This window comes from Leisingera sp. NJS201 (genome assembly GCF_004535885.1).
Classification (GTDB): Bacteria; Pseudomonadota; Alphaproteobacteria; order Rhodobacterales; family Rhodobacteraceae; genus Leisingera.
In genome coordinates this window covers 1,957,478-1,970,669 of record NZ_CP038234.1, presented here as the reverse complement: position 1 = coordinate 1,970,669, position 13,192 = coordinate 1,957,478, and the positions used below count along the sequence as shown (strand labels likewise).

Here is a 13,192-nt window from a genome sequence, read left to right as displayed (position 1 = left end):
TTTCAGCGAACCACAAAGACTGAGCAATCCGAATGCCGGATCACCCGGGCCGCATTCGGCCCAAGCAGATAGTCCTTGAGATCCGGCTTGTGCGCACCGATCACGATCAGCCCGCTGCCCGCCGTTTCGGCCACCTTCAGGATCTCCTGATACGCTTTGCCGGTGGCCACCAGATGACGCACCTTGGCATTGCCTTCCTCTCCCAGCACCTTGGTGCAAAGATCGCGCAGCCGCTGGGTGGTGTCCTTGACGGCTTTTTGGTGATGGTGCTCCTCAAAGAAGCCCGACACCCAGCTTTCGCCAAAGTCCGGCAGCACGTTGACGACATCCAATTGGGCGCCGTCCAGATCCGCCAGCCGGGCGGCCTGGGTCAGCACTTTTTCGTCGGACGCCGGATCACTCAGTTCCAGGGCGCATAGAACAGGTTTGTTCATGCCGGGACTCCTTTCTGTTCACGCGCACGGCCGCGCTGCATCATTGCAACGAGGGCAACCAGCAGCAGTGCCGGAATAAAGATCAGCTCTTTGGGCAGTTGGCTGGCCGGGGCCTGGATCGTTGCAATCTGCACCGGTTCATCGGCGTAGAAATCAAAACTTTCCAGATTGGGCGCTGCCGGCGTGCCGAACATCGGCTCATCCAGCTTTACAACGCCGTCTTCCTCCAGCTGCAGAAGGCCGTAGGCATCCACCGCTTGCTGGCCACCGGTGCCATCGGCGGTCAGGATCATAGTGGTGCTTTTGATCTCGGACGTATCAAAATCAGGGCCTTCAACCGTGATCCGGAATTCCGCGCCCGCCTCAGCCTCATCCAAGGCCTGAACCAGCTGGGCCGGCGGCACCTGTTCATAGGGCGGCATCACCCGGTCCATGAAGAAATCCGGCCGGAACAGTGCGAAGGCTGCAAAGATCAGCAGGATGCTTTCATAGATCCGGCTGCGGCTGACAAAATAGCCCATGGTGCCGGCGGTAAAGACCAGAATGGCGATGGTGGCTGATATTGCCACGAGTATGCCTTGCATCCATGTCACATCGATCAGCAGAAGGTCGGTGTTGAAGATGAATACAAACGGCAGCGCCACGGTCCGCAACGAGTAGAAGAAGGCAATGAAGCCGGTGCGGATCGCATCGCCACCCGACACCGCCGCTGCGGCAAAGCTGGCCAGCCCCACAGGCGGCGTCACATCCGCCATGATGCCGAAGTAGAACACAAACAGATGCACAGCGATCAACGGCACAATCAGGCCGGACTGGGCGCCGAGTTCCACCACCACACCGGCCATCAGCGAACTGACGACGATGTAGTTCGCCGTTGTCGGCAGCCCCATGCCCAGAACCAGCGACAAGATACCAACCATCACCAGCATAAGGATCAGGTTGCCGCCCGAGACAAACTCCACCAGTTCGGACATCACCTGCCCGACACCGGTCAGTGTCACGGTGCCCACGATCACCCCCGCAGTGGCCGTGGCCAGCGCGATGCCGATCATATTGCGTGCGCCGTCGATCAGCCCGTTCCACAGGTCGTAGACGCCTTCCATAAAGGAATTGGCCATATTGCTTTGGCCGCGGAAGATGGCCTTGAGCGGTTTCTGGGTCAGCAGGATCACAAACAGCAGCGCGGTTGCCCAGAATGCCGACAGGCCTGGGGACTTCTGTTCGATCATCAGGAAATAGACCAGCACGATGATCGGCAGCAGGTAATGCAGGCCCGCCTTATAGATCTCGCCCACCACTGGCAGTTCGACCTCTTTGGCGTTCGGGTCGTCCGGCACCAGATCGTCAACGCCGGAAGCCAGCCACAACAGGGCCGCGTAGGCTGCGAACACAAGGGCTGACAGAGTCAGCCCGGAGGCGCCCGGCATGGCTGAGGTGATCCATTTGACCGGGTATTGAACGCTATAGCAGAGGGCCGCAAAGCCGGCAAAGAACAGCGCCATGCCGCCAATGGTGCGGCCCATGGAGACAACACGGTTGCCGAGCGTCGGCATGTTCCGCTTCACCGCTTCCAGATGCACGATATAGACCAGCGCGATGTAGGAAATCGCGGCCGGCAGGAAGGCATGGGTGATCACCTCGACATAAGAGATGCCCACATATTCCACCATCAGAAAGGCCGCGGCGCCCATCACCGGCGGCATGATCTGGCCATTCACTGACGAGGCAACCTCGACCGAGCCGGCCTGTTCGCTGGTAAAGCCCACCCGCTTCATCAGCGGGATGGTGAAGGTGCCGGTGGTGACAACGTTGGCGATGGAGGAGCCGGAGATCAGACCGGTTGCGGCTGAACCCACCACGGCCGCCTTGGCCGGGCCGCCCCGCAGGTGGCCAAGCGCGCCAAAGGCCATCTTGATGAAGTAATTGCCGGCCCCTGCCTTATCCAGCAGCGCACCGAACAGCACAAACAGGAAGACAAACTTGGTGGAGACACCCAAGGCGATGCCGAACACTCCCTCGGAGGTGATCCACATATGGCTCATCGCCTTCTTCAGGCTGGCGCCCTTCCAGCGGATAACTTCGGGCACCCATTCAGAGGAGCCAAAGAACACATAGGCCAGAAAGATAGTTGCGATGATCGCCATTGCCGGGCCAAGCGCACGGCGGGCGGCCTCAAACAGCAGGATAAGGCCCGCCAGCGCAAACCATTTATCCATGTCATCGGCAAGCCCGCCGGAATCGACGATTTTCTGATAGAAAATATAGCCGTACATGGCAATTACGGTGCCAGCCAGCGCAAAGACCCAGTCCTGTACAGGGATGTAATCCCGCGGACTGGATTTCAATGCGGGATAGGCCGCGAAGGCCAGGAAAATGGCAAAGGCCAGATGGATTTGCCGGGAATTGTTCACCACACTGCCGGGCAGCAGCAGGTTGGAAACGGGTGAAGCCAGAATGACTTGGAACACCGACCAAATAACTGCGACGATAGCCAGGAACAGCCCCACATTTCCTACCGGATTGCGGGCGCCAGCGTCTGAGGACGCGACAAGTTCCTGAAGCTCTTCTTCGCTGAGCGGCCGATTTCCCTGAGCATCGGATGCCATGGATAATCTCCCCTGTGGCCGCCGTTTGTCCGGGGCCTGAAATTTAAAGCCTGGGCAGCGGCCTCAGGCAAAACGGGGCGCCAAATGCGCCCCGTTCCTTTTGTTGGGTGGATTACTCGATCCAGCCTTTTTCTTTGTAATACTTGGCCGCACCGGGATGCAGCGGTGCCGACAGACCGTCTGCGATCATCTCTTCCGGCTTCAGGTTGGCAAATGCCGGATGCAGCTTCTGGAAGGCTTCGAAATTCTCAAACACCGAGCTGACAACGGCATAGACCGCATCGTCGGACACGTCCGCCGAGGTGACAAAGGTTGCGCCCACGCCAAAGGTCTGGGTGTCGTTGTCCGAACCGCGGTACATTCCGCCGGGAATGGTGGCGGTGCGGTAGAAGGAATTGTCGCCGACCAGCTTGTCAACGGCTTCGCCGTCCACGGTGACCAATACCGAGTCACAGGCGGTGGAGGCTTCCTGGATCGAACCCGACGGGTGGCCAACGGTATAGATCATCGCGTCGATCTGGTTGTCGCAGAGCGCTGCAGACTGTTCCGCTGCCTTCAGTTCGGTTGCCAGGGCGAAATCTTCCATGCCCCAGCCTTTGGCGCCCATCAGCACTTCCATGGTGCCGCGCTGGCCGGAGCCCGGGTTGCCGATGTTAACGCGCTTGCCCTTGAGATCGTCAAAGGTGGAAATGCCGGAATCGGCACGGGCCACAACGGTGAACGGTTCCGGGTGGACTGAGAATACGGCGCGCAGACCTTCGAACGGGCCTGCTTCCTCGAATTTGGAGGTGCCATTGTAAGCGTGGTACTGCCAGTCAGACTGGGCCACGCCGAACTGCAGCTCGCCTTCGCGGATGGTGTTGATGTTGTAGACCGAACCGCCGGTGGATTCGACGGCGCATTTGAAGCCATGCTCCTTGCGGCCCTTGTTCACCAGACGGCAGATGGCGCCGCCGGTCGGGTAATAAACACCGGTCACGCCGCCGGTGCCAATGGTGATGTATTCCTGAGCAAATGCTGCGGGTGCCGCAAAGGACGCCGCCACCAATGCACCGATAGCCAGCTGGGTGTGTTTCATGATCAAGTCTCTCCCACTTGTCTTATGATTTGCAGCCTGGCGCGGAAGGCAGTGAACCCGCGGTTACGGGACCTGCACGGCCACAGAATTCGGCCCGCCAGACCGGGCATGTGCGGATTATTTCGCACGTGCAGAAGGGTTTCACCGGCACCTCGCCAAGTCAAGGGTGCTATCTATTGACGCACCCGGTAAACCCGCATTTTTCTCCTAATTGACGAAGGTTAGGTAATTTTCCCCGTCAAGGTCCGGGTGCATTCCGCCACCTCTGCACAAAGTTTTTTCTTGCAAGGAAAATGACCGGTGCAGCGATTCTTCCTGCGGGCAGCCGGGCTTCTGCGCCGTGTAACCTTGGCAGCTATTCCAAGCGGATTTTTGCAGCTTTGCGACGGTTTGAAAAACATTCTGGTGACAAATCATCCGGATGACGCTAATACGCACCACATAAAAATTGATCCGCGGTACTAAAAAATAACAAAGCGGACAGCATTAACGGGGAGCTTGCGGCAATGCTGCTGAGCCAAGTGATTACTGACAACCCGTCTTTGACGGATTTCTGGGCTTTGGAACGCTGCGTTTCCGCTGAAGCCAGAAAGATACCCAGCGAGGCAAATGCGCCTTTGACCTGTGATGTGGAGCCGGAATTCCGCTGTACGCCACGGAAATGGGACCTGATCCTGTCGGCGGCCCATGACCGCGGATTGCGCGCGCGCCGCGCCTGATGCCCGGCTGATCGCGGCCTGCCCTGCCGGACCTGCGGTTCTGATGGAAAAGAAAACCCCGCCAGATGCACTGGCGGGGCGGGCTGTTCTACTCTGCCGGCTGGGCTGCCGGTGTGCCTTTGATGCGTTCCCGCATCCCCTGCATCATCGCATAAAGCACCGGCACCACGATGACGCCAACCACGGTTGCCGCCAGCATGCCGCCAAAGACGGCAATACCGATGGCCCGCTGGCTGGCCGCGCCGGCACCTGACGCAACCAGCAATGGCACCACCCCAGCAGGAAGGACAGCGCTGTCATCATCACGGCGCGGAAACGCTGTTTGGCCGCCTCCTGCGCGGCATCGCGGATGGTGAGCCCGGCGGCGCGCTGCTCCATCGCGAACTCGACAATCAGAATGGCGTTTTTCGACGCCAGGCCGATCAGCATGATCATCCCGATCTGCGTGTAGAGGTTGATGTCATTGCCGGCGATTGCCACTGCCGCAACCGCTCCGAACAGGGCCACGATCACCGACAGCAGAATTGCCACCGGCATCGTCCAGCTTTCGTATTGCGCGACCAGGAACAGATAACCGAACAATACAGCCATCGCCAGGATCACGGTGACCAGACCTGCCGAGTCCAGCTGCTGCTGCGCCGTGCCCGTCCATTCAAAGGCATAACCCGGCGGCAGCGCCGTCGCGGCTTCCTCCTGCATCACCCGGATCGCATCGCCGGTGGAAAGACCCGCCGCCGGCACAGCAGTGACAGTGGCCGAGCGGAAGATATTGTGCCGTTTCAGCAGCACCGGCCCCAGCACGTTTTCCACATCAATCAGGGTCGACAGCGGCACCATTTCACCTGACTGCGTCCGCACATACAGGCCGCCGATATCCTCAATCTTGTCGCGGTAGGTGCCTTCGGCCTGCAGCATCACCTTGTAGACACGCCCGAACAGGTTGAAGTCGTTGACATAGTAGGACCCCAGATGCGCCTGCATGGTCTGGAACACCTCGGAAATCGGCACATTCAGCGTCTTGGCTTTCTCGCGGTCCAGATCGACAAACACCTGCGGCACGTTAGCCCGGAAGGTTGTATAGGACTGGGCGATTTCCGGACGCTGGTTGGCAGAATAGACCAGCGAGCCGACCGATTGTGCCAGATCCTGCGGGGTGCCGCCTGCGGTCTGCTGTATGGCCATTTCCACACCTGCGGACATGCCCAGGCCCGAGATCGGCGGCGGGTTGAAGGCGACGATGCTGGCTGCGGCTTCTCCGTTAGCAATGCCGTAGATCTGGCCAAGGATGGCGTTGGGATGCAGCGCCTCGGTTTGCCGTTCATCCCAAGGGTGAAGGGAGGCGATGATCATCGCACCATTGGCCCCGGCCCCGTTCAGCAGGCTGAAACCATTGACCAGAACCGTGCCCTGGACACCGGGGATCTGCCGGATCTGCTCGTCAATCCGGCCGGTCACTGTCTCTGTCCGACCCAGCGCCGCCGCGTCAGGCAGCTGGACGTCCACAAACAGATAGCCGTTGTCTTCGGCCGGCAGGAAGCCTTTGGATGTAGAGTTGAAAATACTGCCGGTACCAAAGGCAACCGCCGCGATGATGGCAAGCCCGATCACCGGCAGGCGCAGCAGGCGGGTGACGATGCTCAGATATCCGCTGCGGACGCCGCCGATCATGTTCTCGAACAGTGCCAGCAAGCCTTTTGGCGGGCCAGAGCGCGCCTTGAGCACAATAGAACAAAGCGCCGGCGACAGTGTCAGCGCGTTGACCGAGGAGATCACAACCGCAACCGAAATGGTCACCGCAAACTGCGAGTACAGCTTACCGGTGATCCCAGGCATGAAGGTAACCGGCACAAACACCGCCAGTAGCACCAGGGTTGTGGCAATCACCGGACCGGTGATCTGCCCCATTGCTTTGCGCGTGGCCTCGGCCGGGGGCAGCCCCTCCTCGGCAATGATCCGTTCGACGTTCTCCACCACCACGATGGCGTCATCCACCACAATGCCGATCGCCAGCACCAGTGCGAACAGCGAAATGGTGTTGAGCGACATGCCAAGCACCAGCAGGAAGGCAAATGTCCCGATAAGGGACACCGGAATGGCCACCGCGGGGATAATTGTTGCCCGGAAAGAACCGAGGAAGATGAACACCACCGTGATCACCAGTGCAAAGGTCATCATCAGGGTGGAAATCACGTCATTCAGCGACTGTTCGACAAAATCTGTGGTGTTGAACGGCACCGAATAGGCAACGTCGTCCGGGAAATCCTCCGACAGCCGGTCCATCTCCGCCAGCACAGCCTCGGACACAGCCAGCGCATTGGCACCGGGAGACTGGTAGACAGCCAGAATCGTCGCCGGCACGCCGTCGAAATAGCCCGAGGAACTGTAGTTGGAGGCCCCAAGTTCAACCTTGGAAATGTCCCTGAGGCGGACAGTGCCGCCGTTGTCGCCGGTGCGGATGACGATGTCCTCAAACTCAGCAACCTCGGTCAGGCGGCCCTTGGACTTGATGGTATACTGGAACACCTGATCACCCGGAACCGGCGGCGCGCCCACCTGCCCGGCGGAGACTTCGATGTTCTGTTCGCGCACCGCGTTGATCACGTCACCGGGTGAAATCCCAAGGCCGGCCATCTTGTTCGGATCCAGCCAGACCCGCATGGCGTACTCAAAGTTGGTCAGGATTTCCGCCTTACCTACGCCTTCGACGCGGGCCAGGGCATCCTTGATGTTGATGGCGGCATAATTTGACAGAAACACATTGTCATACGAGCTGTCAGGCGATGTCAGAGCCGCAACCAGCAGCATGTTGGAGGAACTTTTCTGCGTCACCACACCGTTTGCCGTGACCTCGGACGGCAGCGCCGCGGTTGCCTGCGCCACCCGGTTCTGCACGTTGACGGACGCGATATCGGCATCAGTGCCAACTTCAAAGGTCACTGAAAGAGAATAGCTGCCGTCGTCAGCCGAAGTGGAGGACATATAGAGCATCCCGTCCACCCCGTTGACCTGCGCCTCGATCGGCGCGGCGACGCTTTTTTCCACGGTTTCAGCATTGGCGCCGGGATAGCTGGCGGTGACATTCACCACCGGCGGGGTGATTTCCGGGAACTGCGCAACCGGCAGCGCGAAGTAGCCGATCACCCCCATGACCGTCAGCACCAGCGAGATGACGATTGCGAATTTCGGCCGCTCGATGAAGATAGAGGAAAACATCGGTTATTCTCCTGTCTGCCCGGCCAGCACCGGGTCCACTTCCACGCCCGGGCGGATTTTCTGCAGGCCTTCGACAACAACGGTTTCCCCATTTGTCAGCCCGTCCAACACGATGATCCCGGTGCCCTGCACATCGCCAGTGACGATATAGCGCTGGGCCACTTGGTTCTGATCGTCCACTACCAGAACAAACGGCCCCTGCTGATCGCGCTGGATCGCAGCTTGGCTGATGATGATGCGGTCGACTGCCTCCTGAGACTGCAGGCCGACGGTCAGAAAGGCGCCGTCCAGGATCAGCCGGTGATCATTTTGAAACTGCGCCCGCACGGTGACAGCGCCGGTGGCTGGATCAACCCGGTTGCCGGCAAAGGCGATCCGGCCTTTTTCCTCCAGCTCGTCGCCATTAGGCAGAACGACAAACACTTCCGGTGCGGAATCGGCATCGGCCCGTTCTATACCTTCGGCCTGAAGCTCCTGCAAAATCTCGACGAACTGCTTTTCGTTCAAAGAAAAGGAAACATAAACCGGTGCTTCGCGCACGATATTGACCAAAGCCGCGCCACTGGGGTTGACCACATCGCCGATGCTGACCTCGACCCGGCCGACCCGGCCCGAGAACGGCGCGTGGATTTCGGTATAGCTCAGATCCAATTCGGCCTGCCGGATCGCAGCTGCGGCAGCGCGCACCTGGGCTTCGGCCACCAGCTCATTGGCGCGGGAGGTATCCCGGTCGGCCTCAGGCACCGAACCGCGTTCGAACAGCTCCTGTTTGCGGGCCAGATCCAACGAGGCGAGCTCTAAATTGGCCTCAGCCTGGGCCAGTTCGGCGCGGCGGCTTTCCAGCACCGCCTCATAAGCGCTGCGTTCGATGCGGAACAGCACGTCGCCCTTTTCAACCTCGGCACCGTCTTTAACCAGCACCTCCTCCAAGTAGCCGTTGACCCGGGCCATGATGTTGGCCTTGTCGATCGCTTCACCCCGGCCGATGAAGGTTGAGGTATCTTTGATCGGTTTAACCGCTGCCTGCGACACCGAAACCTTTGGTGCAGCACCCTGCTGCGCAAACGCCGCATCTGCACTTACAAGGCCAACCGCTGCAATAACGGCAAGCCCGGTCCGGCCAGTCAGGCCCCCGTTCCAGAAATACTTCATTCTTGAGCCTTTCAATTTGACAGAAATAATCAGGGCGGCCGGTTTTCCGGTGCACCGCTTCGTTATAAAACTTAACCCTATTGAACACTGCGCGAGCTGCTGTCTGCAAGGAGCACGCGTGCTGACCGGACAAATTCACTCCGAAACTCCGCGATTATCCAGCGGGCCTTTCCAACGAAACCTTGCGCACAAGGCGCAATTCAGGGAAACCGGAAACAACTTGCCGGCCAATCCGGCGGCGGCAGCTGCGCCGCTAGGAAAAAGGGGAAACTCCGATGAAAGTGAATGGCACCCATTACCGCTCCCTTTGGTGGGACCACAATCACGATGCGCTGCAGATCATTGACCAGCGCTGGCTGCCGCATGACTTCCGTGTCCAGCAGGTGAACACGCTGCAGGAGTTTGCCGAAGCAATTGTTGAGATGCGGGTGCGTGGCGCACCGCTGATCGGTGCGACGGCAGCTTATGGCATGGCTCTGGCGATGCGGCTGGATCCGTCGGATGCGGCGATGGATCAGGCCTGGAGCTTTCTCAACGCGACCCGCCCCACCGCCATCAACCTGCGCTGGGCGCTGGACCGTTGCCGCAACCACCTGCGGCCGCTGGCGGCAGGGGAACGCGCCGCCGCCGCGCTGTCGCTGGCGCATGAGATCGCGGACGAGGATGTCGGGATCAACCGCAGCATAGGCGCGCACGGGTTGGAGCTGATCAAGCAAATCGCCGCGAACAAGCCCGCGGGCGAGCCGGTCCGCCTGCTGACCCATTGCAACGCCGGCTGGATCGCCACCGTCGATTGGGGCACCGCCACCAGCCCGATGTACCAGGCGCATGACGCGGGCATTCCGATACATGTCTGGGTGGACGAGACGCGCCCGCGCAACCAGGGTGCCCTGACCTCTTGGGAGCTTGGCAGCCATGGTATCAGCCACAGCTACATCACCGACAATGCCGGCGGCCATCTGATGCAGCACGGCCAGGTGGATCTGGTGATCACCGGCACAGACCGCACCACCCGCCGCGGCGATGTCTGCAACAAGATCGGCACCTATCTGAAAGCGCTGGCGGCCAAGGACAACGGAGTGCCTTTCTACGTCGCCCTGCCCTCGCCGACCATCGACTGGACCGTCTCAGACGGCGTTGCCGAAATTCCGATCGAAGACCGCAGCGAACGTGAAATCACCCATGTTCAAGGCAAGACCGAGGATGGCGCCATTGGCGTGGTTCAGGTCACCCCGGATGGCACGCCTGGCGGCAATCCGGCCTTTGACGTGACCCCGAACCGGCTGGTCACTGGTCTGATCACCGAACGCGGGATCTGCGAAGCCTCCGAAGACAGCCTTGCCGGGCTGTTTCCCGAAATGGCTGCCGCCAGATCCGCTTGAGACTGGAGGAATTTGCGTGAAGCCTCCTTATCAGGACAGCCCCGGGCTGCGGCAGACAGTGATCGACGCCTGCCTGGAGATGAATGCCATGGGCATCAATCAGGGCACTTCCGGCAATATCTCGGTGCGCGCGGGCGATATGATGCTGATCACGCCCTCCGGTGTGCCCTATGAAAAGATGACGCCCAAGGATCTGGTGAAGATGCCACTGGACGGCAGCCAGTCACCGGACGGCCAGTTGAAGCCTTCTACTGAATGGCCTTTTCACCTGGCCATTCTGCAGGCCAAGCCCGCTGTCAACGCGGTGGTTCACGCGCATCCCGTCTATTGCAGTGCCTTGGCAATGAACCGCCAGGCTATCCCTGCCTGCCACTATATGGTCGCGGCCTTTGGCGGCAACGATGTGCCGGTGGCAGATTATGCGCTGTTCGGCAGCCGGCAGCTGTCTGACAATATCACCCGGTCATTGCAAAACCGCAGTGCTTGCCTGATGGCAAATCATGGTGCTGTCGCCACCGGCGAAAGCCTGCCGCGCGCACTCTGGCGCATGGGGGAATTGGAGGCGTTGGCAAAAGGTTATGCGACTAGTCTCACAATTGGCAGGCCACACATCCTGACTGAAACCGATATGCAGGAAGTCACCGCCGCCTTTGCGGACTACGGCCTGAAAGACAGCCGCTGACGTTGCATCAGTGCAAAGCAAGACCAATACGTGACTGCGGAATCCGCCGGTGGACGTGGACAAAAAAGAACAAAGGCCTGCAGCAAGAACGCGCTGCAGGCCTTTGTTTTTATTGGTACCCAAGGCCGGACTCGAACCGGCACGCTGTCACCAGCGGGGGATTTTGAATCCCCTGCGTCTACCATTCCGCCACTTGGGCAACGTCCTGTTCCTAGCCAAGCCAGACGCCAAGGTCCAGAGGCAAAAAGGCACTTTGCAGCCAAAAAATCGGCGCGTGGCGAATTCACCCGGCAGCAAAGGTTGACGGAATGCGGCCCGCATGCCACCTCATCTTGCAAAACCCGTTGAGGATGCAGAGCCCAGAATGCTGAAACCGCTGTACAACCGGACGATGGCCCTGGCCGATCATCCCAAGGCGCTTTGGTGTTTGGCCATTGTTGCCTTTGTCGAAAGCTCCGTGTTCCCGATTCCGCCGGATGTGCTGATGATTCCGATGATCCTGGCCCGCCCGTCGCGCGCCTGGCTGGTTGCGCTAGTGGCCCTCGCGGCCTCGGTTGCAGGCGGTGTGCTTGGCTATGCGATTGGTGCGTTCTTTTACGAGGGCATCGGCCAGCCGGTGCTGGAGGCGATGGGCAAAGGCGATGCCATGGCGGAATTCAACACCCGGTTTAACGATTTTGGGTTCTGGGCTGTGCTGGGCGCCGGCGTCACACCGTTCCCCTATAAAGTGATAACCATTATGTCGGGCTGGACCGGCATGCCCATCGGCACCTTCATTGCCACTTCTATCCTCGCACGGGCATTGCGTTTTTTCATCGTCGCCGGACTTCTCTGGAAGTTCGGAACCCCAGTCCGCGACTTTATTGAGCGCCGCTTGGGTCTGGTTTTCACGGCCTTCATGCTTGTCCTGTTTGGCGGCTTCCTGCTGGTAAGGTTTATCTGATAATGCATCGTTTTTTGATTATCCTTGCGGCCGGCGGCTCTGCTGCACTGCTGTTGGGCGCGCTGGGGTTCCAATACATTGGCGAAATGCCGCCCTGTAAACTGTGCTATTGGCAGCGCTATCCGCATGCCGCCGCCGCTGGGATCGGCGTTTTGGCGCTGATCATTCCGGGCGCGCTGCTGCCTTATCTGGGCGCGCTGGCGGCCCTGACCACAGCAGGCATAGGCGCCTTTCACACCGGGGTTGAACGAGGCTGGTGGGAAGGACCGTCCACCTGCACGTCCGGCCCGGTTGGAGGCCTGTCTCCGGATCAGCTGCTGGACCAGATCATGGCCGCTCCGCTGGTGCGTTGCGACGAGGTGCCTTGGGAAATGCTGTCACTGTCCATGGCCAGCTGGAACGCCATTGCATCTTTTGGTCTGGCACTGCTTTGGGTCGCAGCCGCCAACCATGCCCGCAAGCAGGGTTAACCTTATGAAAAGTTGAGGTACGGCAGATAACCCATTGATTATCCTGCAGCCTCCGCAGGCATCAGCTGTCCTTTTTGGTGGCTAGAAGCAGATTTGTCTCGCTGCTTACAATCCCTTCAAAGGTGCGGATCTTGGCCAAAGCCGTGTCCAGCGTTTCCAGGGTCTCGGTGCCAAGCTCCACAATCAAATCCCAGCGCCCGTTGGTGGTGTGAATGGCCCGCACCTCTGGCAGCCCTTGCAGCTGCCGGGTGATCCGGCTGGTTCCGCGGCCTTCGATTCCGATCAGCATCAGCCCGCGGACCGGATCCCGCAGCACGTCCTCCTTCAGCACCACGGTAAACCCCAGAATGTCCCCCCGTGCCTGCAACCGCTCGATCCGTGCCCGCACTGTTGTGCGTGACAGGTTCAGCTCGAGCGCCAGGTCCGACAGCGACGCCCGTGCGTTATGCCGCAATGCTGACACCAGCCGCTCATCCGTTTTGTCCATTACTCACCCCAAATCGGCCAATCACT

At 59.9% G+C, this 13,192-nt stretch carries 10 protein-coding genes, 1 tRNA gene and 1 pseudogene; 5 read left to right on the top strand and 7 right to left on the bottom strand.

Annotated elements, in window-relative coordinates; all coding sequences use genetic code 11:
• Positions 1 to 2: 2 nt before the first annotated feature.
• The 3 genes from ETW23_RS09710 to ETW23_RS09700 all read right to left on the bottom strand — a co-directional run bounded on the left by ETW23_RS09710 (position 3) and on the right by ETW23_RS09700 (position 4,118).
• On the bottom strand, positions 3 to 434 hold the full coding sequence (locus ETW23_RS09710; RefSeq protein ID WP_129370903.1) for a universal stress protein: 432 nt from the start codon (positions 432 to 434) through the stop codon (positions 3 to 5).
• Complete coding sequence (locus ETW23_RS09705) at positions 431 to 3,040, bottom strand: TRAP transporter permease (protein WP_134829875.1); 2,610 nt, start codon at positions 3,038 to 3,040, stop codon at positions 431 to 433. Before ETW23_RS09705 ends, ETW23_RS09710 begins: the two co-directional genes overlap by 4 nt.
• 112 nt (positions 3,041 to 3,152) lie before the next feature.
• Entirely contained in the window at positions 3,153 to 4,118 is a 966-nt protein-coding gene (locus ETW23_RS09700) for a TAXI family TRAP transporter solute-binding subunit (protein ID WP_129370901.1), read from the bottom strand.
• Between the two features lie 506 nt (positions 4,119 to 4,624).
• Here ETW23_RS09700 and ETW23_RS09695 point away from each other — a divergent pair.
• Positions 4,625 to 4,837 carry a hypothetical protein gene (locus ETW23_RS09695; RefSeq protein ID WP_129370899.1) on the top strand — a complete coding sequence of 71 codons (213 nt, stop codon included), beginning with the start codon at positions 4,625 to 4,627 and terminating at the stop codon, positions 4,835 to 4,837.
• Positions 4,838 to 4,925: 88 nt separating this feature from the next.
• On the opposite strand, the pseudogene ETW23_RS09690 reads toward ETW23_RS09695, so the two are convergent.
• Together ETW23_RS09690 and ETW23_RS09685 are read right to left on the bottom strand one after the other, a co-directional pair.
• Positions 4,926 to 8,050: pseudogene (locus ETW23_RS09690) on the bottom strand (efflux RND transporter permease subunit).
• 3 nt (positions 8,051 to 8,053) lie between these two features.
• A complete protein-coding gene (locus tag ETW23_RS09685; RefSeq protein ID WP_134829874.1) occupies positions 8,054 to 9,202 on the bottom strand; it encodes an efflux RND transporter periplasmic adaptor subunit in 1,149 nt (382 codons plus the stop codon).
• Between the two features lie 275 nt (positions 9,203 to 9,477).
• On the opposite strand from ETW23_RS09685, the gene mtnA reads away from it, so the two are divergent.
• On the top strand, positions 9,478 to 10,584 hold the full coding sequence (mtnA, locus tag ETW23_RS09680) for an S-methyl-5-thioribose-1-phosphate isomerase (RefSeq protein WP_134829873.1): 1,107 nt from the start codon (positions 9,478 to 9,480) through the stop codon (positions 10,582 to 10,584).
• Between the two features lie 16 nt (positions 10,585 to 10,600).
• Complete coding sequence (locus ETW23_RS09675) at positions 10,601 to 11,266, top strand: class II aldolase/adducin family protein (RefSeq protein WP_129370895.1); 666 nt, start codon at positions 10,601 to 10,603, stop codon at positions 11,264 to 11,266.
• 113 nt (positions 11,267 to 11,379) lie between these two features.
• Here the strand turns inward: ETW23_RS09675 and ETW23_RS09670 are convergent.
• Positions 11,380 to 11,465, bottom strand: a tRNA-Leu gene (locus tag ETW23_RS09670).
• Positions 11,466 to 11,630: 165 nt separating this feature from the next.
• Here ETW23_RS09670 and ETW23_RS09665 point away from each other — a divergent pair.
• Entirely contained in the window at positions 11,631 to 12,209 is a 579-nt protein-coding gene (locus ETW23_RS09665) for a YqaA family protein (RefSeq protein WP_134829872.1), read from the top strand.
• Between the two features lie 2 nt (positions 12,210 to 12,211).
• The gene (locus tag ETW23_RS09660) at positions 12,212 to 12,679 is read left to right on the top strand and encodes a disulfide bond formation protein B (protein ID WP_134829871.1); all 468 of its coding nucleotides are present in this window, start codon (positions 12,212 to 12,214) and stop codon (positions 12,677 to 12,679) included.
• Positions 12,680 to 12,740: 61 nt separating this feature from the next.
• Here the strand turns inward: ETW23_RS09660 and ETW23_RS09655 are convergent, their stop codons facing one another.
• On the bottom strand, positions 12,741 to 13,166 hold the full coding sequence (locus ETW23_RS09655) for an Lrp/AsnC family transcriptional regulator (protein WP_027258961.1): 426 nt from the start codon (positions 13,164 to 13,166) through the stop codon (positions 12,741 to 12,743).
• Positions 13,167 to 13,192 lie beyond the last annotated feature (26 nt).